20 protein-coding genes are annotated in these 24,531 nt (G+C 33.8%); 10 read left to right on the plus strand and 10 right to left on the minus strand.

Annotated features, from left to right (window positions below; all coding sequences use genetic code 11):
* Positions 1-128: 128 nt before the first annotated feature.
* The 8 genes from P6N22_RS00005 to P6N22_RS00040 are packed head-to-tail and all read right to left on the minus strand — an operon-like array spanning position 129 to position 7,343.
* Entirely contained in the window at positions 129-1,010 is an 882-nt protein-coding gene (locus tag P6N22_RS00005) for a glycosyltransferase (protein WP_280328967.1), read from the minus strand.
* A complete protein-coding gene (gene rfbB / locus P6N22_RS00010; RefSeq protein ID WP_280328969.1) occupies positions 997-2,019 on the minus strand; it encodes a dTDP-glucose 4,6-dehydratase in 1,023 nt (340 codons plus the stop codon). Before rfbB ends, P6N22_RS00005 begins: the two co-directional genes overlap by 14 nt.
* Positions 2,019-2,885 carry a dTDP-4-dehydrorhamnose reductase gene (gene rfbD / locus P6N22_RS00015; RefSeq protein ID WP_280330452.1) on the minus strand — a complete coding sequence of 289 codons (867 nt, stop codon included), beginning with the start codon at positions 2,883-2,885 and terminating at the stop codon, positions 2,019-2,021. The genes rfbB and rfbD overlap by 1 nt, the downstream gene beginning before the upstream one ends.
* Positions 2,878-3,453: a dTDP-4-dehydrorhamnose 3,5-epimerase gene (gene rfbC, locus P6N22_RS00020; RefSeq protein WP_280328972.1), complete on the minus strand. Its 576-nt coding sequence runs from the start codon at positions 3,451-3,453 to the stop codon at positions 2,878-2,880. Before rfbC ends, rfbD begins: the two co-directional genes overlap by 8 nt.
* The gene (gene rfbA / locus P6N22_RS00025; RefSeq protein ID WP_280328973.1) at positions 3,453-4,346 is read right to left on the minus strand and encodes a glucose-1-phosphate thymidylyltransferase RfbA; all 894 of its coding nucleotides are present in this window, start codon (positions 4,344-4,346) and stop codon (positions 3,453-3,455) included. The genes rfbC and rfbA overlap by 1 nt, the downstream gene beginning before the upstream one ends.
* On the minus strand, positions 4,343-5,191 hold the full coding sequence (locus tag P6N22_RS00030; protein WP_280328975.1) for a glycosyltransferase: 849 nt from the start codon (positions 5,189-5,191) through the stop codon (positions 4,343-4,345). The genes rfbA and P6N22_RS00030 overlap by 4 nt, the downstream gene beginning before the upstream one ends.
* Positions 5,192-5,228: 37 nt before the next feature.
* Positions 5,229-6,230 (minus strand): glycosyltransferase family 9 protein, encoded by a 1,002-nt coding sequence (locus P6N22_RS00035; protein ID WP_280328976.1) that lies wholly within the window; start codon positions 6,228-6,230, stop codon positions 5,229-5,231.
* Between the two features lie 3 nt (positions 6,231-6,233).
* The gene (locus tag P6N22_RS00040) at positions 6,234-7,343 is read right to left on the minus strand and encodes a glycosyltransferase family 9 protein (RefSeq protein ID WP_280328978.1); all 1,110 of its coding nucleotides are present in this window, start codon (positions 7,341-7,343) and stop codon (positions 6,234-6,236) included.
* Between the two features lie 62 nt (positions 7,344-7,405).
* On the opposite strand from P6N22_RS00040, the gene P6N22_RS00045 reads away from it, so the two are divergent.
* The 7 genes from P6N22_RS00045 to P6N22_RS00075 all read left to right on the plus strand — a co-directional run bounded on the left by P6N22_RS00045 (position 7,406) and on the right by P6N22_RS00075 (position 17,138).
* Positions 7,406-9,118 carry an ABC transporter transmembrane domain-containing protein gene (locus P6N22_RS00045; RefSeq protein WP_280328980.1) on the plus strand — a complete coding sequence of 571 codons (1,713 nt, stop codon included), beginning with the start codon at positions 7,406-7,408 and terminating at the stop codon, positions 9,116-9,118.
* Positions 9,119-9,182: 64 nt separating this feature from the next.
* Complete coding sequence (locus tag P6N22_RS00050) at positions 9,183-10,232, plus strand: HD domain-containing phosphohydrolase (protein WP_280328982.1); 1,050 nt, start codon at positions 9,183-9,185, stop codon at positions 10,230-10,232.
* The gene (locus P6N22_RS00055) at positions 10,232-13,342 is read left to right on the plus strand and encodes a transporter substrate-binding domain-containing protein (RefSeq protein WP_280328984.1); all 3,111 of its coding nucleotides are present in this window, start codon (positions 10,232-10,234) and stop codon (positions 13,340-13,342) included. Before P6N22_RS00050 ends, P6N22_RS00055 begins: the two co-directional genes overlap by 1 nt.
* Before the next feature lie 75 nt (positions 13,343-13,417).
* Positions 13,418-14,788: an oxygen-independent coproporphyrinogen III oxidase gene (gene hemN, locus P6N22_RS00060; RefSeq protein ID WP_280328985.1), complete on the plus strand. Its 1,371-nt coding sequence runs from the start codon at positions 13,418-13,420 to the stop codon at positions 14,786-14,788.
* A 3-nt stretch (positions 14,789-14,791) separates the two neighbouring features.
* Complete coding sequence (locus tag P6N22_RS00065) at positions 14,792-16,084, plus strand: (Fe-S)-binding protein (RefSeq protein ID WP_280328987.1); 1,293 nt, start codon at positions 14,792-14,794, stop codon at positions 16,082-16,084.
* Positions 16,084-16,857, plus strand: coding sequence for a prolipoprotein diacylglyceryl transferase (gene lgt / locus P6N22_RS00070; RefSeq protein WP_280328989.1), 774 nt, complete (start codon positions 16,084-16,086; stop codon positions 16,855-16,857). The genes P6N22_RS00065 and lgt overlap by 1 nt, the downstream gene beginning before the upstream one ends.
* The gene (locus P6N22_RS00075; RefSeq protein WP_280328991.1) at positions 16,854-17,138 is read left to right on the plus strand and encodes a DUF1294 domain-containing protein; all 285 of its coding nucleotides are present in this window, start codon (positions 16,854-16,856) and stop codon (positions 17,136-17,138) included. Before lgt ends, P6N22_RS00075 begins: the two co-directional genes overlap by 4 nt.
* Here P6N22_RS00075 and P6N22_RS00080 read toward each other — a convergent pair.
* A complete protein-coding gene (locus P6N22_RS00080; protein WP_280328992.1) occupies positions 17,105-17,590 on the minus strand; it encodes a DUF2062 domain-containing protein in 486 nt (161 codons plus the stop codon). The two genes, P6N22_RS00075 and P6N22_RS00080, sit on opposite strands and share 34 nt — an antisense overlap.
* Positions 17,591-17,631: 41 nt before the next feature.
* On the minus strand, positions 17,632-19,740 hold the full coding sequence (locus P6N22_RS00085; protein ID WP_280328994.1) for an EAL domain-containing protein: 2,109 nt from the start codon (positions 19,738-19,740) through the stop codon (positions 17,632-17,634).
* A gap of 145 nt (positions 19,741-19,885) precedes the next feature.
* Here P6N22_RS00085 and P6N22_RS00090 point away from each other — a divergent pair, with 145 nt between their 5' ends.
* The 3 genes from P6N22_RS00090 to pepN are packed head-to-tail and all read left to right on the plus strand — an operon-like array spanning position 19,886 to position 24,452.
* Positions 19,886-21,169 (plus strand): DEAD/DEAH box helicase, encoded by a 1,284-nt coding sequence (locus P6N22_RS00090; protein WP_280328996.1) that lies wholly within the window; start codon positions 19,886-19,888, stop codon positions 21,167-21,169.
* Positions 21,170-21,904, plus strand: coding sequence for a tRNA pseudouridine(65) synthase TruC (truC, locus tag P6N22_RS00095; RefSeq protein ID WP_280328998.1), 735 nt, complete (start codon positions 21,170-21,172; stop codon positions 21,902-21,904).
* Entirely contained in the window at positions 21,897-24,452 is a 2,556-nt protein-coding gene (gene pepN, locus P6N22_RS00100; RefSeq protein WP_280329000.1) for an aminopeptidase N, read from the plus strand. The genes truC and pepN overlap by 8 nt, the downstream gene beginning before the upstream one ends.
* The last annotated feature ends 79 nt before the right edge of the window (positions 24,453-24,531 follow it).

Genomic DNA, 24,531 nt, shown 5'->3' on the forward strand with positions numbered 1-24,531 from the left:
TGACGCAAATACTAAGAAACCTTTCGCACCTGTTACTAACCTTCTATTGAGTAAAAAGAAATAGATGAAAAATGTTATCGGTAGAAAGAAAAATATGTACTCGTAGCTGTTAAATAGCATCTATTATCCTAAACGATATATTTACCAAATTTGTTTGTAAAAAAATGAAGTAATCCAATAAACTTAGCACGTAATTTTGCGCCTTTTTGATCTTCATATAAAAGGATCTTTGTTACTTCATGAATAAACAGGATGTTGAGAATTTTTAACATATTTAATTCTTTTGGAAAATACTTGCCGTATTTACTTGAAAGATATAAATAATTCCTAGCAAAGTAATAAGTTCTTTGAGGATTGTGTTCTCTTTTTGCTCTAGTTTTTTTAGTAAATAGATTTTTTCTTAAAAATACTGTTCCTAATGCATGCTTGACAAAGATATTTGGAAAATATAGAACTTTGAAATTATGTATTTGTGCTTTTATACAATAGTCATAATCAACAAGATCAATAAAGAGTTTGTCTTCAAATTTTCCAATTTTTTCAAATAGTTTTAAATTCAATAGGTTAGCTGATGTAATAGCAGAGAATTTTTCTTCATAACTGCATATAGCTTCATTTGGAATTTCCATCTCTTCATTATAATTAGTGTTTGCACTTAAGATCGCTATCTCATCAGTGTTTTTTAAATTTTCTAGACATGACAAGTAATGAGAAAAATTAATAAATCTGCTATCTTGATCCATTGTTAAGATCCAATCATAACCATCTTCTAAAGCTTTATTACATCCAATGTTTAGAGCTGTCGCTATACCTAGATTGTCATGATTATTGATATATTCTATATTTTGAAAAGTATCCAATATTTTTTGTATAAGTGTTTGGTTGTGCACTGTAGAATTGTCAACTATAATTAATGAACCTACATGTGCAACGTATGAAGAAATATTTTCAAAAATATCATCTTCAGGGTTGAATAAAACAACACATGCAGCAACTTTAGTTCTTTCCATATTTTTCCAAGTACCAATCTATAGTTTTCACAATACCAGTATCAAAGTTTTCATCAGCTTTCCAACCAAGAGTATTTTCCAGTTTTGTAGCATCTATTGCATAACGGCGGTCATGTCCTGCTCTATCTTCTACGAAAGTAATTAACTCTTTATAACTTTTACTATCTTGTGGTACTTTTTCATCTAATATTGTACAAATACGATCTACTATCTGTAAGTTTGTTCTTTCATTTCTTCCACCAATATTATATACATTGGCTTCTAAACCTGTATGGTACACTAGGTCGATCCCTTTACAGTGGTCTAGTACATATAACCAATCACGAATATTTTTACCGTCACCATAGATTGGAATTGGTTCATTCGCAAGTGCTTTACGGATGATTGTTGGAATCAACTTTTCATCATGTTGCTTAGGACCATAGTTATTTGAACAGTTTGTAATAACAGTGTTAAGTCCGTAAGTTTCTTGATATGAACGTACAACCATATCAGAACTAGCTTTACTTGCACTATATGGTGAATTTGGAGCATATGGAGTCTCTTCTGTAAATAGATCTTTTGGATCATCACTGAGTGTACCATATACTTCATCAGTAGAAATATGGTGGAATCTGCATTTATTGTACTTTTCTTTATATGTAAACGGTTTTTCCATCCAATATTTGTATGCTACGTCTATTAAAGTAAAAGTACCGTTAACATTTGTCTCTATAAAGACACCAGGATTTTTAATAGAGTTGTCAACATGAGATTCTGCTGCAAAGTGAATTACCCCTTGAATATCGTATTCATTAAAGATAAACTCTACTAATTCACGATTACAAATATCTCCTTTGATAAATTTATATCTAGGATTGCCTTCACACTCTTTTAGATTATCTAAGTTTCCTGCATAAGTTAACAGGTCTAAATTAACTAGCTTGTATTCCGGATATTTTTCTAAAAAATATGGTACAAAGTTTGAGCCAATAAAGCCTGCTGTTCCTGTTAATAAAATTGATTTCATTATTTTCTTTCTCCCATTTTTCTTAAACACTCATCGAGTGAATCTTTCCAGTATGGTATCGCAATACTGAAAGTTTGTTTGATTTTTGATTTGTTTAGTAAAGAGTAATGCGGTCTTTTTGCCGGTGTTGGGTACTCTTTTGTCTCAATCGGATTGATTGTACAATCAAGCTTTGCCATACGCATAATTTCTTTAGCAAAGTCATACCAAGAAAGCACACCTTCATTTGAGTAGTGGTATATGTCGACGTTACTATTTTCAATCTTTGGTAATATCTCTAAAATTGCTTGTGCTAAATCTTTTGCATATGTAGGAGTCCCTACCTGATCAAAAATAACACCAAGTTGTTCTTTTTCCTTCCCTAAGCGAAGCATTGTTTTTACAAAGTTTGCTCCATATGAGCTATATACCCATGATGTCCTGATAATTATAGAGTTTTTAGGATTTATCTCTTGTAATGCTTTTTCTCCACCAAGTTTTGTTTTTCCATATATACCGTTTGGAGCTACATTATCATCTTCTGTATACGGTTTGTAGTTCTCTCCGTCAAATATATAATCGGTACTAATATGTACGAGCTTGATATTTTTCTCTTTTGCTATCTCTGCCATATTTTGAACAGCTATATGATTTACCAAGTCTGCACTTACTTCATCAGATTCAGCTTTATCAACTGCCGTGTATGCTGCACAGTTGATAATTGTGTCTATATTATGCTCTTGAATATAATTAGATAGGATATTTTTGTCTGTAATATCTAAAGATTCTTTATCTGTAAAGAAATAGTTCGCTGGATAATTATTTGAAAGTTCTTTAATTTCCGAACCTACTTGTCCATTTGAACCAGTAACCAAGATATTAGGCATAATAGTTGACTCCATATTCAAAGAGATCATCTGTTTCGTTTAGTTTTGGTTGTGTTTTGTCTTTTGCAGAGAGATTTAGTTTTTCATGTTCAACTATCCAATCTATACCTATTGATGGATCATCAAAAGCAATTCCGCGGTCACACTCAGGTGAATAGTAACTATCAACTTTATACGCAAAAACAGTGTCATTTTCAAGTACTACAAAGCCATGGGCAAATCCACGAGGTACTAGAAGCTGGCGTTTGTTTTCAGCACTTAATTCAACAGCAACATGCTGACCAAATGTAGGACTTCCTTTACGGATATCTACAGCTACATCTAAAACTTTTCCTTGAATTACACGAACCAGTTTTGTTTGTGCATGTGGAGGAAGTTGGTAATGTAAACCTCTTAAAACTCCATATGAGCTTTTTGATTCATTGTCTTGGCAAAAGTTGATTTTATATCCTAAAAACTCTGAAAGTTTGTCTTCTCTAAAAGTCTCTACAAAATAACCTCTTGCATCACCATGAACAACCGGTTCACAAATAATTACATCAGGAATTTCTGTTCTTATAAAGTTCATTACTTACCAATCCTTCTCGGTTGATTAGCACGTTTAATTAAGTATTGACCATATTGGTTTTTCTTTAGAGGTTCTGCTAATTCTAGAAGCTGCTCTTTTGAAATATATCCCATTTCATAAGCTATCTCTTCGATACATGCTACTTTTAAAGATTGTCTATTTTCAATAGTTTGAATAAAACTACTTGCTTCTAAAAGTGATTCATGAGTACCTGTGTCTAGCCATGCATATCCGCGTCCCATCAATTCGACTTTTAATCTTTCTTCTTTTAAATACATTTCATTCAATGTAGTGATCTCAAGCTCCCCGCGATCTGATGGTTTTACCTCTTTGGCTTTTTTCACAACATCATTCGGATAAAAGTATAGACCTACTACAGCATAATTACTTTTAGGCTCTTCAGGCTTTTCTTCTATGCTGATAACATTACCGTTTTCATCAAATTCTGCAACACCGTAACGTTCAGGATCGTTTACATAGTATCCAAACACTGTTGCTTTACTTTCATCTTGTACATTTTTAACACTTTGTGCAAGAAGTTGTGTAAGTCCATGACCGTAAAATATATTATCACCGAGGACTAAACAAGCATCGTCACCGTCTAAAAACTCTTCTCCCAGTAAAAATGCTTGTGCAAGTCCATCAGGAGATGGTTGAACAATATACTCAAATCTCATTCCTATATGAGTACCATCACCTAAAAGGTTTTTAAAACTTTGTTGGTCTTCAGGAGTCGTAATAATAAGAATTTCTTTAATTCCGGCAAGCATTAACACTGATAGCGGATAGTAAATCATAGGTTTATCATAAAGTGGTACAAGTTGTTTAGAAACACCTTTAGTAATAGGGTAAAGTCTCGTTCCACTACCTCCTGCTAAAATAATACCTTTCATTTTACTGCTCCTTCATTTAGTTTTTCAAGTCCATTAATGCACACATAACGATTTGCATCAAGATTCTTTTTTAAAATTTTATTATTGATTTCACCTTCATTATTGCCAAAACCTTTTTTATGCCAAAGGTGGTAGACATTTGCAATATTTCTACATGAAACAACCTCTGTCCCACTAGCACGAAAACGCCAATTGATATCTACATCTTCACCGATAGCTGGAAGTTTATAGTCTTCATCAAAACCGTTAATAGCAACAATGTCTTTTTTAAAGCAAGAAAAATTACATCCGATAAGATAGTTTATATTCTTTTTTGCAATAAAGTGTTTAAAAATAAAGCTGGTAGGTTTTACGTATATGCCGTCTTCGTAATGTCTTACATTGTCTTTGTGGAGTGAAATAACACGTCTTAAAAAACTATTTGAAAGTTCTTTAATAGACAATTCTTTATCGTAAAGTTTTTGTGTATACCCTTGTCCAAGTTCAACGCGTTTTCCTGCACATACGCGACCTGGTTTTGCACAGCTCAGATGACCTTCAACAAATTTTTCGTGAAGTACTACATCTCCATCAATGAAAATAAGATATTCATTAGACGCTTTTTTTATTGACCTATTAAGTGCAATATTCTTTCTCCATCCTAAATCTTCTTGAGTTAAGTGAATTAAATTTGGAATATTAAGAGAGTCGATAAAAACTCTCATCTCATCAGAATTACCGTCTTCTGACACGATAATTTCATCAATTTTTATAGATTGATTCAAGATAGAGTCTAGAACTAATTCTAATGCTTTGACGTTTTTGTAAACAGAAATAATTATAGTTGTTTTTATATCACTTAGCAATGAATTCAATTACCTTATAATTAAAATTATTTGGATTTTACCACAACTTTGCTGATTTTATACTGTTGTAAACCATCTCTGTCGAGATCTGTTTCATACAAATATTATCACGACATTGTTTCATTCTTTCAGTTTTATAGCAAGGTGAACACTCTAAATTAACACTTAAAATATGTACTTTATTAAAAGGTGTTTTATATGGACCTGTCTGTTCAGCAGGTGTAGGTCCAATAAGTGCAAAAACCTCAGTATTCGTAGCTGAAGCGATATGTGCGGTTCCTGTGTCTGTAGCAACTAAAGCAGAAGCACCTTCTATCACCCCAATTAAATCGGATAAAGGTGTTTTTCCTACCAGATCAACAACATTTTCAGGGTAGGGGTGAAGTTCTTGAAAGAAAGCTTCTTCTCCTTTATTCCCAATGACAACAACTTGAATATGTTTGCTAAGAAGACTAATTAATTTAGTCCATTTACTATTCTCCCATGCACGGTAATTTAATCGTTGTTTTTTTTGATGAGAATTACTAGGACTGATAATTATATATTTTTCTTGAAAAGCATATTTTTTTATTGCATCATCTGATCTTGTTCCAATAATTTTTGGATAACTTGAATCAAGAACTTTCTTGGAAACAACATTTCTATATACATGCTTGATAATATCTACCATATGAATGATATTGTCAGGTATGCCATGAAAATCAAAAAAACTGCCAAATTTCTTTTTTGCATGAATGGCTGTTGTTAAGTCTTTAAACTGTTTGCCATGTTCAAAGTTGATTAAGATATCATAAGGATGTTGTTTTGAATATTTAACAATCTCCCTTTTCTCTTTACTAAAGAAGAGAGGAATCTTTTTATGTTTTAAATTAAAAATTTTATTGATTCTTGGATCGTTTTGAAATAGTTTTGCACTACCTGGGGTACATACAAAATCTATTGTAGTATCTTCACCATATTCTCGTTTTAATGCATCTATAACGCTCGTTGCATACACTAAATCACCTAGTGCCCCGCATCTGATTACTATAACTTTCATAAATTAAGACTCCGGGTAAATATGTTTAATTATTTGTTGTGCAATCTCTTCTAGTGAGAAGTCATTTATATCGATATTTAAATTATGTTCACCCAATGTTCCATATGCGGCAATAATTGTATGATTAAATAAACCTATAGAAGTCGCTTGAGAAGCAGCGGCTAGATGCAAAGGACCTGTATCAGCACTGATATACGCATTACACGCTCGGAAAAATGCACCTAACTCTCTTAAGTTTTTATTGGAATATTCAATTACGTCATCATTGAGCTTTGTAGGAATGTCCGGAGATAAAATATCAATAACAGTGATGTTGCTTTTAAGTTGTTTCATCTGAGCGATTAAATGTTCCCACCATATATCTTCTATTTTTTTGTCAAATCGTGCATTTCTAAAAATAGCTATAATTTTTTGAGTATCTGTTACATTGTTGTTTTGCAGTAGTGTCTGTAAGGTTTGTTCACCCGTTTTAATTTCTTCTTGAGTTAATTTAATATCTAGTTCAAGAGGGTGCTTATAATTAGAGATACCAAAACCATCCAATATCTCTAAAGGTTGCAGACTCGCGTGAGAAAATAGCCATCTATGTGGTACTTTATGTGTGATAGGTACCCAGCTTTTTTCATCTTCAAAACTAAGCGTGTATTTTGAATTTATAAATAAAGTAACTATCTGAGAACTTAAAGAACGAGAAGAAATGTTGATGCAAAGATCATATTTTTTCGCTCGAGCATTTTTTATAAAATGAAAAAGTTTGATGGGATTAATAAGTAGTTTTCTTGAAATATCAATAATTTGATCAACATTTGGCATTGGTTGCACTACTTTTCCAACACTTTGACTGCCTATAAAAAGATCAATCTTTATATCTGGATTCTGTTCATGTATCTCATTGATAAGTGGTGTTAAAAAAATAATATTTCCTATACGATAGTTAGGTCGAATTAGTGCGATAGTTTTTATGTTCTTGATATCTAACAATTCTGTTTGCGCTTTTGGCGGAAAAATTTTTGCTAATAAAGAATTAAATAGAGAATTAAAATTTCTTCTGATTTTTAAATGCAGCGGTATTTTCATTGTTTGTTTGCTCTCCTGATCGTGAAATTGTAGCATAATTTATTGTATCAGAAGTTGTGGTAGTGTAGAATGTTATTGAAATTTAATGGAGAGATTATTTGAAAGAGATTATTAAAAGATTTTGGCCTTATATTAAAGAGTATAAATTTCATTATATTATGGTCGTATTCGCAGGCTTGTTAATTGTTGCAGCTACGGCAGGAAATGCACATATTATGAAACCTTTGATGGATGATATGTTTATTGAAAAAAAAGAGGAGATGCTTTATCTTATTCCTCTTGGGCTTATAGGTATTTATCTAACTAAAGCTATTGGAAAATATTTACAAACAATTTTTATGGAATATATCGGTCAAAGTATTATTACACGTTTTCGTGAGATACTACTTGAAAAAATGATCTCTATGGATATGGCTTATTTATATCAAAACAGAAGTGGTGAGCTGATCTCTAGGGTGACAAACGATATTGCTCGTCTCCAATTTTTTGTGTCAAATATGCTGCCGGATATGTTTCGTGACCTTTTAGCTGTCATCGCTTTGATAGGTTATGTAATTTGGCTAAATCCTGTCTTAGCGTTTTATTCGCTTGTTGTCGTACCTGTTGTTATTTTACCTATTATGTCTATTGCAAAGAAATTAAAAAAATATTCTCACAGGTCACAGGCTAAAAATGCCGATGTTGTTTCTCGTTTAACGGAAGTGTTTAACAACTCTGAAGTGATTAAGGCTAATGCTACTGAAAAATTTGAAGTGAGTCGTTTTGCCGAGCAAAACTGGCAGTTCTTTAAAATTAATATGAAAGCAGTTTATGTCAGTGCAATTGTTTCTCCAATTCTGGAAATAGTTGGGGTTTGTGGATTGGCAACTGTAATTTATGTTGGTGGACGCGAAGTGTACGATGGCAATATGACTGTAGGAGAGTTTACTGCTTTTATAACGGCAATTATACTTGTATTTGAGCCGATTCGTAAACTTGGTGGAACATATTCCAAAATTCAAGATGCTCTTGCAGCAAGTGAGCGTGTGTTTGAAGTGTTAGACGAAGAACCAAACGTTATAAATGGTACAAAAAAATTAGAAGAAGATATTAATAAGATTGAATTTGAGAATGTTTCATTACGCTATGAAGGTTCATATGCGCTTGATAATGTAAATATTACGATCAAAGAGGGTGAAAATATTGCACTTGTTGGAGACAGTGGAGGTGGAAAATCTACATTTATCTCAATGCTACTTCGTTTTTATGATCCAGATAATGGGGTTGTAAAAATTAACGGTGAAGATGTGAAAAATTATGATCTTAACTCTCTCAAGCACCATATCTCTTTTGTAACACAGAGAATTTACATTTTTCAAGATACGCTTGCAGCAAATGTTGCATACGGGGAAGAAAATATTGACGAAGAAAAAGTTTTTGAAGCTTTAAAACTTGCCGATGCATTGACGTTTGTAAATGAGCTTGAAGAGGGAATTCATACTATGATGAGTGAAGCGGGAACAAATCTTTCAGGCGGACAACGTCAGCGTATAGCAATAGCCCGTGCAATATATAAACACTCTTCACTTATTTTATTTGATGAAGCAACATCGGCTCTTGATAATGAAACTGAAAAGAGAATCCAAGCTGCACTCGATAGTTATACGAAAGATAAAATTACTATCACAATTGCTCACAGACTCTCTACGATTGAGCATGCAGATAAAATTTTAGTGATGCAAAAAGGGAAAATAGTAGACAGTGGAACTCATCAAGAACTACTAAAAAGTTCAGAAGTGTATCAACGTTTAGCAGGTGAGATGAAACAATAGTTTTACTTCATATATCGTTTATGTGTTTTTTTGCTATAATCTATGGCAATGAAAGGTGATGACTATGGAGTTAGTTTATAATGTTTTAATTGTAGATGATATAAGCGATAATATTAAAGTTGCGATGAATATCCTTAAAGAGAATAATTATAATTTCTCTTTTGCCCTCAACGGTAAGGAAGCTTTAGAGGTTGTAACAACTAAAAAGTTTGATCTTATCCTATTAGATATTATGATGCCTGAAATGAATGGTTATGAAGTATGTAAACACCTGAAGGCTGATCCTCGAACACAAGATATCCCCGTTATTTTTCTCACTGCAAAAGCTGATGTTGACTCTATCACTGAAGGACTAAAGCTTGGTGCTGTAGATTATATTACAAAACCTTTTCATTCCGAAGAACTTATAGCAAGGGTGACGACTCATTTAGAGCTTTACCATGCAAAAGAGGTTTTAAAACAGAACAACCTTGATTTAAATGTCAAGATTGTTGAACGTGAAAAAAGATATTTAAGTGAACTGGAACAAACACAAAAAGAGATTATCTATCTTTTAACAGAGTTAATGGAATCAACTTCTGATGAAACAGGCAAACACATAAAAAGAGTTGCTGATGCTTCAAAACTATTAGCAACACTTCACGGATCACTCAGTGAAGAAGAGATTCATGATGTTTATTTTGCATCACCGCTCCACGATATTGGAAAGGTAACCATCCCGCATGAAGTACTGAATAAGCCGGGCCGTTATACCGATGAAGAGTTTAAGATTATGCAAGAACATACGACAAATGCACATAGGTTCTTACAACATTCCAAAAGAAGGTTGATCAAAGCAGGTGATGTTATTGCTTATCAGCACCATGAAAAATGGGATGGTACGGGTTATCCTCAAGGTCTTGCAGGTGAGGAGATTCATATTTATGCTAGGATTGTCGCACTAGCTGATGTCTTAGATGCTTTAACTCATAAACGGGTCTATAAAGATGCTTGGAGTTTTGAAGAGGTAGTTAAATACATCACAGGTCTCAAAGGGAAACAGTTTGACCCATATTTGATTGAACTTTTTGAGAACAATTTAGAAAGTTTTAGAGCAATTATTGAAGAAGAGTAATGAAACTGTTCTTTCGAATTTTTTGTCTTTTTGTTCTCTTAATTGTTAGTGCAGAGGCAAATGTAGTTTTTACAAATGAGGAAAAAGAGTATATAAAACAACACCCGGTTGTAACATTGGGAAGTGATTACAGATGGCCCCCTTTTGATTTTGTTGATTCACAGGGTAGGCATAGCGGTTTATCGGAAGATTTTATTCGGCTTATTGAAAAGAAAAGTGGTTTAAAGTTTCGTATAAAATCTGAGGTGTGGGCACAAACACTTCAAAATGCAAAAGAGAAAAAGTATGGCGGACTTGTATGTGCCGTTAAAACAAAAGAGAGAGAAAAGTATTTTAATTTTTCAACACCTTATCTTACTGTACCGATGGTTGTTATTACCCAGATCGGTAAAGATATCCATACCATTGAAGACCTTAAAGGTAAAACAGTTTCTATCAATACGTCCTCTTACATTCATGAATGGCTTCAAGAAAAATACCCACAAATTAAGATAATCCCATCATCTTCCAATGAAGAATCACTTGAATGGGTTTCCTTAGGCAAAGCAGATGCCTATATAGGAAATTTAGCTGTTGGAACCTACATAATCAATAAAAATCTTCTAAATAATTTACGTGTTGTAGAGAAGCTCAAAGAGTTCAGTACCTCTGTAAGTATCGCTATTGATAAAGATAAAACTGTTTTATACGGTATTATCCAAAAATCTGTTGCTGATGTAGAAGAAAGCGAGATGCAGGAGATTAGATCAAAATGGAGTAAAAGTGCTGATTTTACAGGAGGAAGTTTACTCAGTTTAACAAAAAAAGAGCAAGCGTGGATTAAAGAGCACAACACTATTCATTATGTGATTGATAATTATTGGGAACCAGTAGAGTTTCTTTCAAAAAGTAATGGAAAGTATTCTGGAATTGCAAGCAGTTATATGGACTTGATTGCACAAAAAACAGGTTTGAATTTTGTACTGCTGCCAACTCAAGAGTGGTCACAAAGTGTTGAGGCTATCAATTCAAGAAAAGCAGATTTATATACATGTGTAGCTAAAACACCTTCAAGAGAAAAGGTGGTTAACTTTACAAAGCCCTATATCGATATGCCTTTAGTTTTTGTGGCAAATCAAGACGGTGAATTTCTGACAGATATGCAGCAGTTAAACGATAAAAAAGTTGTATTGATTAAAGGGTATGCAATTAATGAGCTTTTGAGAAAAGAGCATCCGCAGATCACTTATATTGAAGTGAATAATCTTTCACAAGCATTTAAAACTATCGTAAATGGTGAAGCAGATGTATATATAGATCTTTTACCAATAGCAAGTAACTATATACAAAAAAAAGGTTTTTCAAATTTGAAAATATCCGGGGTTACACCATATCATCTAAAATTTAGTATGGCTTTACGTAATGACTGGAGTCCTTTAGGGATAAAAATTTTTAACAAGGCAATCGATTCTATTACACCTGAAGAGAAAAACAAAATATATAACCGATGGGTAGATGTAAAGTATGACCAACAGATCGATTATACAACTATTTTTGAAATAGCAGGAACTCTCTTAGTTCTTATTGCGGCTTCTCTATTTTGGAACAGAAAACTCTCTTTAGAGATAGGAAAAAGAAGAGAAGCAGAAGAAAAGTTAAAAGATATGAACAAGCAGTTGATCAAAGCGATGAATGAAGCAAAAAGTGCAAGTGCCGCAAAATCGATATTCTTATCAAACATGAGTCACGAGATCAGAACACCGATGAACTCCATTTTAGGGTTTACGGAACTTTTAGACGAACGAATCGAGGATAAAAAACTCAAATCTTTTATTAAGACAATCCGATCATCGGGACAAACTTTATTGATATTGATTAACGATATTTTAGATCTTTCAAAAATAGAATCTGGAAAAATGGAGATTATAAAGAAAAAAACAGATCTGAATCAAGTATTGCAAGAGAGTGTAGGACTTTTCAGATTACAAGCGGAACAAAAAGGACTTACGTTAGCGCTTGAACTTGATAAAGAGATGCCAAAAGCAGTCATTGTAGATGGAATACGTTTAAAACAGGTACTGATTAATCTTATTGGAAACGCTATGAAGTTTACCGATGAAGGGTTTGTGAAAGTATGTACGAAAGTTTTACCTGTAGAGGGGCATTTAAGTAAAGTTGATTTAGTAATTCGAGTTATTGACAGCGGAGTGGGAATTAAAAAAGAGGCACAGGAGAAAATTTTTCATCTTTTTGAACAGCAAGAGAACCAAGATGTCAAAAAGTATGGGGGTACCGGTTTAGGACTTTCAATATGTAGAAAACTTACACTTTTGATGGATGGAAGTTTGGAGGTCGAAAGTAAACTTGGCAAAGGTTCGACTTTTATATTGAGACTTCAAAATATTCCGATAGCATCAATGCGTGATGAAGGACTTGATAATGAATCGAGTTTTGATATAGAGAGTTTGGAGTTTGATGAAGCAACGATATTAGTTGCTGATGATGTAGCAGAAAACAGATTGCTGGTTAAAGAGAGTTTTTCAGGTAGCAAGGTGAATATAGTTGAGGCAGTGGATGGTGAGGATGCATTGCAAAAGGTAAAAGAAAATAAGATTGACTTGATTTTTATGGATATACGCATGCCTAAACTAGACGGATACAGTGCTACACGGATGATTAAAGAGGAATTTGATATTCCTGTTATTGCGCTGACTGCATCGATTATGCAAAGTGATATAGAGAAATTAAAAGAGCAGCGTTTTGATGATTATTTGAGAAAACCTGTAGCAAAAAAAGATTTATATCAAGTAGTTTCTAAATATTTGAATTATACGAATGAAGCTTCAAAAAGGGAAAAAACAGAGCTCTCTTCAGTACAAAATGAGCAGGAAATTAGAAGTTTTATTGGCGAATTACCTGAAGATATTATAAGATTATTTAAAGATGCAAAAACTACAAATGACCTTTCTTTAATAGAAAAATTTGCAAAACGTCTTGAAACTAAAGCGCAGGAATTTAATGTTTCTTTTATGGATGAGTTTGCAAAAAGTTTAAGTGAAAAAGTTGAGATATTTGAGATCGAAGAATTGAAACAGATGATGCAAGAGTTTGAGAAGCTTTTAGAAGAGTAGCGTTCTATTTAATAGGTTTATTAGTCTTTTTTCGAGATAATCGCGGAATACTTAAAACAAAACAGAGGGGATGAAATGTCATTAGACTTTGCAAAATTTATAAAATACTCAAAACCGGGACCGAGATATACGTCATATCCAACAGCATTGGAGTTCAGTGACGGTTTTGGTTATGAAGAGTATTTAAACAAGTTAGCAAGTCAAGATGATTCTCGTCCTTTAAGTTTATATTTTCATCTTCCTTTTTGTAAAAATGCATGTTATTTTTGTGGATGTAACGTTGTGTTTACTTCAAAAGAAGACAAAATGCTGCGTTACATCGATTATCTTAAACGTGAACTAAAAATCCTCTCAAAACACCTTAATATGCACCGTGAAGTGATTCAGATGCACTTTGGAGGAGGGACACCGACGTTTTTCTCAGCACCACAGCTAAAAGAGGTTATTGATGAGATTAAAGCATATTTCCCAAATTTTGCAGAGGGTGCTGAGATCTCATGCGAAATAGATCCACGTCATATTGATGAGGATCAGATGCGTGTAATGAGTGAAGCGGGATTTAACCGTGTAAGTTTCGGTATTCAAGATTTTAACGAAAAAGTACAAGTCGCAGTACACCGTGTACAGCCGTATAACATTACAAAAAATGCGATGGATTTGGCACGTAAATACAACATGGTATCAGTTAACGTTGACCTTATTTACGGACTACCGTATCAAAATCTTGAGACTTTCAAAGAAACGTTGGAGCTTTCTTTAACTCTTGATCCGGACAGATTTGCAGTATTTAACTATGCACACGTGCCATGGTTGAAAAAGACTATGCGTAAGATTGATGAAACAACACTTCCAGAACCAGATGAAAAGTTGCAGATTATGCAATACACAATCGATTACCTTACAAGTCATGGGTATAAAATGGTCGGAATGGATCACTTTGCAAAACCTGAGGACGAACTTTTCCAAGCGATTGAGAAAGGGGAACTGCATAGGAACTTCCAAGGTTATACGACTAAAGGGGGAGCAGATCTAATTGGTGTTGGGCTTACTTCTATCGGTGAAGGTGTAGATTATTACGCGCAAAACTTTAAAGATATGAAGCTTTATGAAGAAGCGATAGATGCAGGAAAACTTCCTTTTGAACGTGGAGTAGTTCTGAGTGAAGATGATTTAATCCGTCAATATGTGATCATGGAATTGATGAGTAATTTCAAGTTAGATATAAAAAGATTTGAGTCAATCTTCAATATTAATTTTAAAGAGTACTTTAAAGATGCCTTAGAAGAACTGCAAACCTTTGCAAATGAAGAACTTATAACGATAAATGATGATAAAATTGCATGTTCTCAAACGGGAACGTTACTGATCAGAAATATAGCAATGCCTTTTGATGCATATATGCATCAACATGCAGGCAGTAAAAAAACATTTTCAAAAACGGTGTAAAGAGTGAGTGCAAATAAAAATTTAGAAGAGATATTTAATTTCGATAAAACTGCTGATGATTGTGTAAAGTGCGGGAAGTGTATACCAGTATGTACAATTCATAAAGTAAATGCTGATGAGGTAACTTCACCTCGTGGTTTTATCGATCTTTTAGGAGCTTACAAACGTGGAAAACTAGAGCTGGATAAAACAGCAAAAGATATTTTTGAAAGCTGCTTTTTATGTACAAACTGTGTCGATGTATGTCCAAAATCATTACCTACTGATATGGTGATTGAACAAGCTCGTGCTGACATTGCAAAAAAATTCGGTATAGCTTGGTATAAAAAACTCTTTTTCTTATTACTTCGCCATAGATGGTTAAATGATATTGCATTTAAACTAGGATGGGTGTTCCAGACTTGTGGATTTAAAATTCAGTCTGATATAGATTCTATGAAACCAAGATTTTCTCTACCAATGCTCAAAGCGGACAGACTGCTGCCGAGTTTAAGAAAAACATCGTTTTTAAATTCATATCCTGAAGAGATTGATAATGGTGGAAAACGTAAAGTTGCCGTATTTATAGGATGTCTTGCAAACTATAACTTCAAATCAATAGGGGATTCTCTTTTAGAGATTTTAGATACTTTAGGTATTGATGCTTTCTTGGCAAAAGATCAAAAGTGTTGTGGAGCTCCTGCATATTTTACAGGAGATTTTGACACAGTTGATTACAATGCAAAGTTTAATATCGAGTATTTTGAATCATTCGGTGATGATATTGAAGCGATTATAGTTCCTGAAGCAACTTGTTCTGCGATGTTAAAGATAGATTATGAACATTTCTTTCACGACCAGCCTGAGTGGAAAGAACGTGCGAAAAAAGTTATGTCTAAAGTATACATGGCAACTGAGTGGCTGCAAAACCATACGGAGCTAGAAAAAATTCTAGAATCTAAAAAACAAAATACTCGCATTGTTACTTACCATGATCCTTGTCATGCAAGAAAAATGCAAGGGGTTTATCAAGAGCCAAGAAACTTGATCTCGAAAAACTATAAAATCGTAGAGATGAGCGATCCAAATGCATGTTGTGGTTTCGGTGGAATCACAATGCAGACAGAAAAACATCATTTTGCAAAAGCTGCAGGTGTTCCTAAAGCGGCAATGATTGCTAAAACTGAAGCAGATGTAGTAAGTGCAGAGTGTAGCGCATGTCGTATGCAGATCAATGCTTCTATGAGTTATGCAGGGAATGAAAAAACTGTCTTTAAAAATCCGATAGAACTTATTGCTGAGGCACTAAGAAAATAATGGACTATTTCGTCTGGAACGCTGATCCGGTAGCTTTTTCTTTTGGAAGCATGAGGGTGTTCTGGTACGGGATACTCTTTGCAACAGCTATTATCTCTGGTCTGGAGATTATGAAATGGATATATAAAAAAGAGTCTAAAGATCTCCAGGAACTTGATACTATTTTTTTATATGTCGTTCTTGGTGTAGTAGTGGGTGCACGTTTGGCACACTGTCTATTCTACGAACCCTCTTATTATCTAGCACATCCGATCGAAATATTATATGTTTGGAAAGGTGGTCTTGCATCTCATGGCGGCGGGCTCGGTGCATTAATAGGTATATATTTATATAAACGCAAACATACGTTGAACCTTCTTTGGTTTTTAGACAGAATTGCTATTGCTACAGCTATGTTTGCTTTCTTTGTACGCCTTGGTAATTTTATGAATTCTGAGATTTTGGGCAAAGTTACAGATGTATCGTGGGCGATAATTTTTACAAGAGTAGATGAGCTTCCTCGTCATCCTGCACAACTTTATGAGGCTTTTTCCTATTTAATAATCACACTAGTTCTTTTCATTGTTTATACTAAGTATAGAGAACGCTTACAAGATGGTTTCTTATTTGGTCTGTTTTTAACTTTAGTTTTTATTGTGCGTTTCTTAGTTGAGTTTGTTAAAGAGAGACAAGCTGAATATGCAGTAGATATGATGTTCTCAACAGGACAAATATTAAGCATTCCGTTTATTATATTAGGGCTTTATCTAATTGTAAAAGGGATTAAAAGGTGATTGCAGAGGTCATTTTGGCCTGTTTTATATTTATCAACATCAGTTCTTTTTTCGTTTATGGTTTTGATAAATATAGATCTATGAAGAACGGTACTCGCATAAGTGAACGTGAACTTCATACATTTTCATTGTTAGGTGGCTTTTTAGGTGCTACACTTGCAATGACTCTTTTTCGACATAAAGTGAGTAAAATCTCTTTTTTAGTAAAACATATCTCTATAATGTTTATATGGATTGTAGGATTTACTTATCTGTTTTTTCGAGATTTTTTCTCTTTGTGAACAGAACTTCTCCAAAAATGATTTACTAAAAGATATCCGGTAATAGAGCCAAAAATAGAGTATAAAGCTGTACCGAAATAAAGAGGTATAAATATTTTGCCTAAATTATTTGAAAACCAATCGAGTGTTAACTCTACCGGTTGCGGTTCAATACCTAGTATATAAGAGCCCGTTAAATACTCCATATAGTACATCGGTGGCATTGTAAAAGGGTTACTCAGCCAGCACATAGCTAATGCGATCGGAACGTTAAAACGGAAGAAAGGGATAAACAGAAGAACTGCTGCCATCTGCATAGGCATTGGAATAAAGGCGATAAAGAGCCCTAAAAAAACTCCACGCGATATCATCTTTCTATTACCCGATAGATATTCCGGGCGGATTTTGTATTTTTTTATAAAGTCATTTAATTTTTTATTTTTTGTCGTTTTTTTGAGAGTTTTTCTAAGCATAAAGCATAACTTTTAATTTTTTGCTTATTATACTCAGATTTCTATAATTTTTCTTTAGGTTTTTCGATAAAGTAACCTTGTGATTTATCTACACCAAGTTCTTTTAATTTTTGTTCTATATCTTTATTCTCTACAAATTCACCTATTGTTTTAATATGCATCTGTTGTGCAAAGGCTACAATGATTGATGTGATGAGGGCGGATTTTTTATCATGGACTATGTTTTTGATGATACTGCCGTCGATCTTAATATAGTCAGCTTGCAGTCTCATGAGATACTCAAAATTTGAATAGCCTGTACCAAAGTCGTCAATTGAAATTTTTGCTCCATACGACTTTACAGTTGATATGAATTTTTCAATAACGGCAAATTTTTCTATATTTTCACTTTCCACAATTTCAAAAGAGACTTTAGGACCAATTTGGTACTTTTCTAAAGAATCAATAATAAATTGGTTAATTTCAGGTGAGAGAATATCTTCAATAGTAATATTGACTGAAAAGTTATAATCTTTATCTTTGAAATATTCAAAACTTTTCGTAATTACAATTTTTGTAAGCTCTTTATAGAGTTTAGATTTTTTTGCAATATCTAAAAAGTTTGCAGGCGATATAACTTCTCCCTCTGTATTTAAAAGTCGCATTAAAGTTTCGTATTTATTAATATTGCCGTTTTTATTGTCTTTGATTGCTTGATAATAGAGAACAACTCTATCATGTTTAATGGCTGACTTAATCTCTTTTACCCATTTGAGATTGTTTTCATACTCTTTGTTTAACGATATATCTTCCGAGTATATAGCAATGTGCTTTGAATTTCTTTTTGCAAATTTTAAAGCCATACTTGATGTCTCTAAAAGAGCATTATTCTCTTCTAAGGAGATACCTACTGAAATACTAAGAATAACTTCCTGATCATCGATGCTAATCGGGTTATCGTGTAGATATTGAATGATCCCTTTTATGTTTTGTTGTAGAAATTCAGGATCTCTTTCTTCAGATAAAATAACAAATTCATCACCCGCAAGCCTGTAAAGTTCACACGTCTCTTTTTGTTGCACAGCGCTATGTAAAAAGCTACTAAACTCTAAAAGTACTTTATCTCCGAAAGTTTCTCCGTATAGATTGTTGATCTGACTAAAGTTGTCAATATTGATCAGAACCAAAGAGAATCTTTTATTGCTACTTTTGTCTTTAAAGAGTGCTTTTCTGTTTTTTAAACCTGTTAATGTGTCTGTGTAAAGAAGGTTTGTCAGTGTTTCTTGTTTCTGTATCAGTTCTGTAATGTTATAACGGATAGCAATAAACTCAACTATATTATTATCTTTATCCAAAATAGGTGAGATAGCCGTTTCAACCCAGTAAGTTGAACCATCTTTTGCTCTGTTTTTTAATTGACCGTGCCATGTTTTTTTATTTAAAATAGTATCCCATATTTCAGTATAAACTTTTGGATCGGTATCGGGATGGCGAACTAGGTTATGTTTTGCACCTAAAGTCTCGTTTGCATTATATTGAGAAATTTTGTAAAAATTTTCATTGGCAAAAGTGATTTTACCGTCAAAGTCAGTTTTTGTCACAATTAAATTTGTATCTATCGTAGTTTTGTAACTTTGTAAAAATGAGATGTTGTTGTTGACGTCATCTTTGGTTTGACTGATAAAGTACTTTAAAAGGATATAGATTCCTGAAAGAACAGCGGCAGTATTGATTAAAAATAAAATCTCTTTCAATGAGTAATGGAGCATTTGTTTTGTAAGAATAGGTTCAATTGCAACTGAAATACTAAGAAGTACTAAAAATGCTACTAGCCAGTAAAAAGGTTCTTTATTATTTGTATAGAGTAAAGCCATTATCGGTGCCAAAAAAGCCCAAATCATAGTGTTGCTTCCATTCTCAAAACCGCCAAGTGTCCACATCATGAGAAATGGCAGAAGTAAGATTAAAACCATTTGTATACGAACAAGAAGGGTTTCATTACGTGTACGTTTATATAAAAGAAGACTAGACAGAGAAATAAATACATAAATGAGTGTAATAGAAGCGGCAAGTATTTGTCCGAAAAATACATTAGCCAGTGACCAAAATAGAGCAAACGGTAAAATAAATTTTATAAAAGTAATTATCGAAATATTATGTTTATTTAGCAAAACTTTTGCACCTTTGTAAGACGTTAAGTATGAAAAAATATTATATCACATTTTTATCACCATTTTTACTTTGAAAGATGAAAGTTTATATATGTTAAAATATTATAAAAATATATAGCTTGTTGTTAATATATAAAGGTGAAGAATGTCATTTGAAAAATTAGGAGTGTTTAAACCGTTGTTGGATGCTGTGTCGGAGCTCGGATATGAGCAGCCTACACTTATTCAACAGCGTGCAATTCCGCTTATAATGCAAAATAAAGATCTTTTTGCAACTGCCCAGACAGGTACAGGGAAAACAGCGGCATTTGCATTGCCGTTATTACAAAAATTAAGAAAGAAAGATCCAAATAAAGGTGTACGTGCCGTTATAATTTCTCCGACAAGAGAGTTGAGCGTACAAATTTATAAAGATATTAGTGCATATGCTAAATATATGGATATCAAATGTGAAGCGATTATTAGTGGAAAAGATATCGTAAAGCAGATTGCAACATTAAAAGGGGGAGCAGAGGTTATTGTAGCAACTCCGGGACGTCTTTTAGAGTTGACTCAAAATGGGTTAAGACTGAATGATGTTGAAGTATTCGTTCTTGATGAAGCGGACAGAATGCTCGATATGGGTTTTAGTAAAGATATCAAAGCAATTCATCCACTGCTTCCAAAAAGACATCAGACACTTCTGTTTTCAGCAACATTTTCAGAAAAAGTGAGAAAGCTTTCAAAGCTGATCCTTTCATCACCTGCTTTTATAGAAACAGCAAAGAAAAATACGACGGTAGATACGATCAACCAAGTTGCATATCTGGTAGATGCTAATAGAAAAGCGGAACTCTTAGCATACCTGATCGGATCAAGAAACTTTCCGCAGGTACTTGTTTTTACACGTACAAAGCAGAGTGCAGATCTACTAGGAAAAGAACTTGAAAAAGACGGTTTAAAAACAGGTGTTATTCACGGGGATAAAACAAAAGCGAACCGTTTAAAAACTCTTAACCAGTTTATGGAAGGAAAGTTCCGAGTACTTGTAGCGACAGATATAGCTTCTCGCGGACTTGACATTGAAGAGTTGCCGTATGTTATCAACTACGAACTTCCGTCTATTCCTGAAGATTATGTACATCGTGTTGGTCGTACAGGACGTGCAGGACGCGAAGGGGAGGCTATTTCTCTTCTTGATGTATATGAAAAATTTGAGATTCGCGATATCGAAAAACTAATCGGGCAGAAGATCGACAAAGAAGTTATCGAAGGTTTTGAACCAGACCCTAATATCAGACGTGTAGACCGTGATGAAGTGAAACTTAAAGCTGAGCATAAAAAGCAAGAAAAATCTTATTTTCAACCGAAAAAAGCACCAAAGAAAACGACAGCAAAAACTATAAAACAAGCTAAAAAAAGAAAAACAACTAAAAGAGATCCACGCTAATTGTTTGCAAACTACACATTAGAGATAATTTATCAAGATAAATATCTTGTAGCTATTAATAAACCAAGTGGACTCTTGGTCCACAAATCGATGATAGACCGCCATGAGATCTATTATGCGATGAAGATGCTGCGTGATCAAATAGGGCAGTGGGTGTATCCGATTCACCGACTTGATAAACCTACAAGCGGAGTACTCCTTTTTGCACTCGATAAAGATACAGCAAGACTTTTAAATGAACAGTTTCGCTTACGTGAGCCGAAAAAAACATATTTGGCTGTTGTTCGAGGATGGCTGGAAAACGGAATTATAGATTATCCCCTAAAAGAGAAGCTTGACAAAATTGCCGACAAAGATGCTAAAGAAGATAAAGAAGCACAAGAAGCAGTGACTGAGTACAAATCTTTAGGACAAATAGAACTGCACGGGGCTGTAGGAAAATACGATACCGTAAGATATTCATTAGTAGAATTAAAACCGCAAACAGGAAGAAAACATCAACTCCGTCGTCATATGAAACATATTTCCCATCATATGTTAGGAGATACAAAATATGGACGCGGTGAACATAACAAGTTTATCCGAAAAGAATATAATGTGCATAGATTATTATTGCATTGTACAAGTTTGGAGTTTGTACATCCGTACAGTGAAGAGACAATCGTGCTAAAAGCAAAGCTTGATGATACATTTAAAGAGTTATTGAATAAATTTAATTGGAGTATAGATGAGTAGTGAAGTAAAAGAGATATTTTTAAAAGATTATACAAAGCCTAGTTTCAAAATAGAAAGTGTTAATTTGACATTTGAGCTTTTCGAAGAGGAAACAAATGTTACAAATATTATGAAGATTGAAAAACTTGATTCTAGTGCAAACCTAGTACTAGATACGCAAGAGCTAGAACTTAAAGAGATAGTCCTAAACGGCGAAGTGCTTGGAAGTGCTCGATATACACATGATGATGAAACACTTACTATTCTAGACGTACCGCAAACATTTACTTTGGAGATCAGAAATAGAATCTATCCGCAAAAAAATACGGAACTTGAAGGACTGTATAAGTCGGGTGACATTTTTTGTACGCAGTGTGAACCTGAAGGGTTCCGAAGAATAACTCCATATTTAGATCGCCCGGATGTGATGAGTGTATTTACGACGACGGTAATTGCAGAGAAGTCAAAATATCCAATTTTACTCAGTAACGGAAACAAGATCCACTGTCATGAAAGTTTTGATACTCGCCATGGTGTGACTTGGCATGATCCGCATCCAAAACCATCTTATCTTTTTGCATTGGTTGCAGGAGATTTGGATTTTATTACAGATGATTTTACTACAGCCAGCGGAAATAATGTTGAGTTGAATATTTATGTGGATAAAGGCAACAGTTCAAAAGCTGGGCATGCAATGACAAGTCTCATTAATGCTATGAAATGGGATGAAGAGAAATATGGTCGTGAATATGATCTCGATATCTATAACATTGTCGCAGTAGATAGTTTCAATATGGGTGCTATGGAGAATAAAGGTCTCAATGTCTTTAACTCTGCGTACGTACTCGCCGATGCAGATACAGCGACTGATGCAAATTTTATGGGAATTGAGTCGGTAATCGCTCATGAGTATTTTCATAACTGGACAGGAAACAGAATTACATGTAGAAACTGGTTCCAACTTACACTAAAAGAAGGGCTTACGGTATTCCGTGATCAATCATTCTCTGCAGATATGAATTCCGCTGAGGTGCAACGCATTGAAGATGTAAAAGCACTGCGAGAGCGTCAATTTGTTGAAGATGCTTCACCGACGGCACATCCGATCCAGCCTAAGTCATATATCTCTATGAATAACTTTTATACGGCAACTGTTTATGAAAAGGGTGCAGAAGTGATTAGAATGCTGCACACTCTTTTAGGTGAAGAGAATTATCGCAAGGCAACAGATCTTTATTTTGAGACTTTTGACGGTCAGGCAGTAACGACAGATGACTTTTTATGGGCTATGAAAGAAAACGGAGAGTTTGATCTTGAGCATTTTAAACTCTGGTATGATCAAAGCGGTACGCCGACATTGGAAGTAGAAGAGGGGTTTGAAAACGCTACTTATTCATTAACGCTTACACAAAAAGTTCCAAATAAAGTAGATGGTACAAAGCAAGAAGCGATGTATTTTCCTCTAAAAATAGCATTGTTAGATGCTACGGGAGAAGAACTACAAGCAACGACACTCATCATCTCGAAAGAGAAAGAGACATTTAGTTTTGAAGGTTTTGCTGAAAAACCTGTACTCTCTATTAACAGAGATTTCTCTGCACCTGTCATTGTAGAACATAAAAATGTAGATTATCCATTTTTAATGAAACATGATGCAAACAGTTTTACAAAGTACGAAGCGGCTCAGGAATTTGCAATCGAGTCTATCTTTAAACTTATTGATAATGCAGAAATAGAACAGTATATAGAAACTTACGGATATCTTTTAGATTTAGATGTAGATCTTTCTTACAAGGCACTTCTGTTAGAACTCCCTTCAATTTCAACATTGATGCAAAAGCAGGAAGTTGTTGATTTTGAACCTTTATATAGTGCAAAAGAGAAATTGTTAAAAGCGATCGCAAAAAAATATGAAGCAAAACTACTAAAACTCTACTTTGCAAACCATGAAGCCGATAACAGTGAACTTGATAGTGAAAGCGTAGGAAAGCGTACACTTAAAAATAGAATTCTTTCACTTCTTTCAACTCTTAAATCTAAAGAGATAGTACATATTGCAAAAGAGCAATATGAAAATGCTGTGACTATGACAGATAAAATAACGGCACTGGATGTTTTAGAGTCTTGTGATGCACAGCAAAGTGAAATAGCATTTAACGACTTCTACAACAGATATAAAACAAATACTCTGGTTATGAACAAATATTTCGCATTGTTGGCGGCATCTCCTAGAGAAGGTGTACTTGATCGTGTAATGGCACTTCAAAATGATCCCGTATATGATGAAAAAGTTCCAAACTTGGTGCGTTCATTAATCGGTGTTTTTGCGAGAAACTACAAGTACTTTCATTCTAAAGACGGTCATGGGTATGAATTTGTAGCTAATAAGATCATAGAGATAGATAAAATCAATCCTCAGATGGCTTCAGCACTCTCGGGAGCATTTAAAATCTATCCGAAAATGAATGAAACAAATAAAAAATTGATGAAAAAAAGCTTGGAATGTATCGTTTCTACACAAGATTTGTCAAAAAATACATTTGAGATTGTAAGTAAAATTTTAAAGTAAGATAAGATTTTTCAATTAATCTTTTCTTGTTAGAGCGATAGCTTGGGAATTTGGAAAATCTGCGACTATTATAACCTTA

Origin of the sequence: Sulfurimonas sp. C5, from assembly GCF_029872055.1 — a bacterium.
GTDB lineage: Bacteria > Campylobacterota > Campylobacteria > Campylobacterales > Sulfurimonadaceae > Sulfurimonas.

Excerpts from the sequence above, each read along its gene's own strand:
- P6N22_RS00080 (WP_280328992.1), bottom strand. The coding sequence starts at position 17,590 with ATGCTTAGAAAAACTCTCAAAAAAACGACAAAAAATAAAAAATTAAAT.
- P6N22_RS00055 (WP_280328984.1), top strand. The coding sequence starts at position 10,232 with ATGAAACTGTTCTTTCGAATTTTTTGTCTTTTTGTTCTCTTAATTGTT.
- P6N22_RS00040 (WP_280328978.1), bottom strand. The coding sequence starts at position 7,343 with ATGCTACAATTTCACGATCAGGAGAGCAAACAAACAATGAAAATACCG.
- rfbC (WP_280328972.1), bottom strand. The coding sequence starts at position 3,453 with ATGAACTTTATAAGAACAGAAATTCCTGATGTAATTATTTGTGAACCG.
- P6N22_RS00005 (WP_280328967.1), bottom strand. The coding sequence starts at position 1,010 with ATGGAAAGAACTAAAGTTGCTGCATGTGTTGTTTTATTCAACCCTGAA.
- P6N22_RS00050 (WP_280328982.1), top strand. The coding sequence starts at position 9,183 with ATGGAGTTAGTTTATAATGTTTTAATTGTAGATGATATAAGCGATAAT.
- hemN (WP_280328985.1), top strand. The coding sequence starts at position 13,418 with ATGTCATTAGACTTTGCAAAATTTATAAAATACTCAAAACCGGGACCG.
- pepN (WP_280329000.1), top strand. The coding sequence starts at position 21,897 with ATGAGTAGTGAAGTAAAAGAGATATTTTTAAAAGATTATACAAAGCCT.
- rfbB (WP_280328969.1), bottom strand. The coding sequence starts at position 2,019 with ATGAAATCAATTTTATTAACAGGAACAGCAGGCTTTATTGGCTCAAAC.
- rfbD (WP_280330452.1), bottom strand. The coding sequence starts at position 2,885 with ATGCCTAATATCTTGGTTACTGGTTCAAATGGACAAGTAGGTTCGGAA.
- P6N22_RS00090 (WP_280328996.1), top strand. The coding sequence starts at position 19,886 with ATGTCATTTGAAAAATTAGGAGTGTTTAAACCGTTGTTGGATGCTGTG.
- lgt (WP_280328989.1), top strand. The coding sequence starts at position 16,084 with ATGGACTATTTCGTCTGGAACGCTGATCCGGTAGCTTTTTCTTTTGGA.
- P6N22_RS00035 (WP_280328976.1), bottom strand. The coding sequence starts at position 6,230 with ATGAAAGTTATAGTAATCAGATGCGGGGCACTAGGTGATTTAGTGTAT.
- rfbA (WP_280328973.1), bottom strand. The coding sequence starts at position 4,346 with ATGAAAGGTATTATTTTAGCAGGAGGTAGTGGAACGAGACTTTACCCT.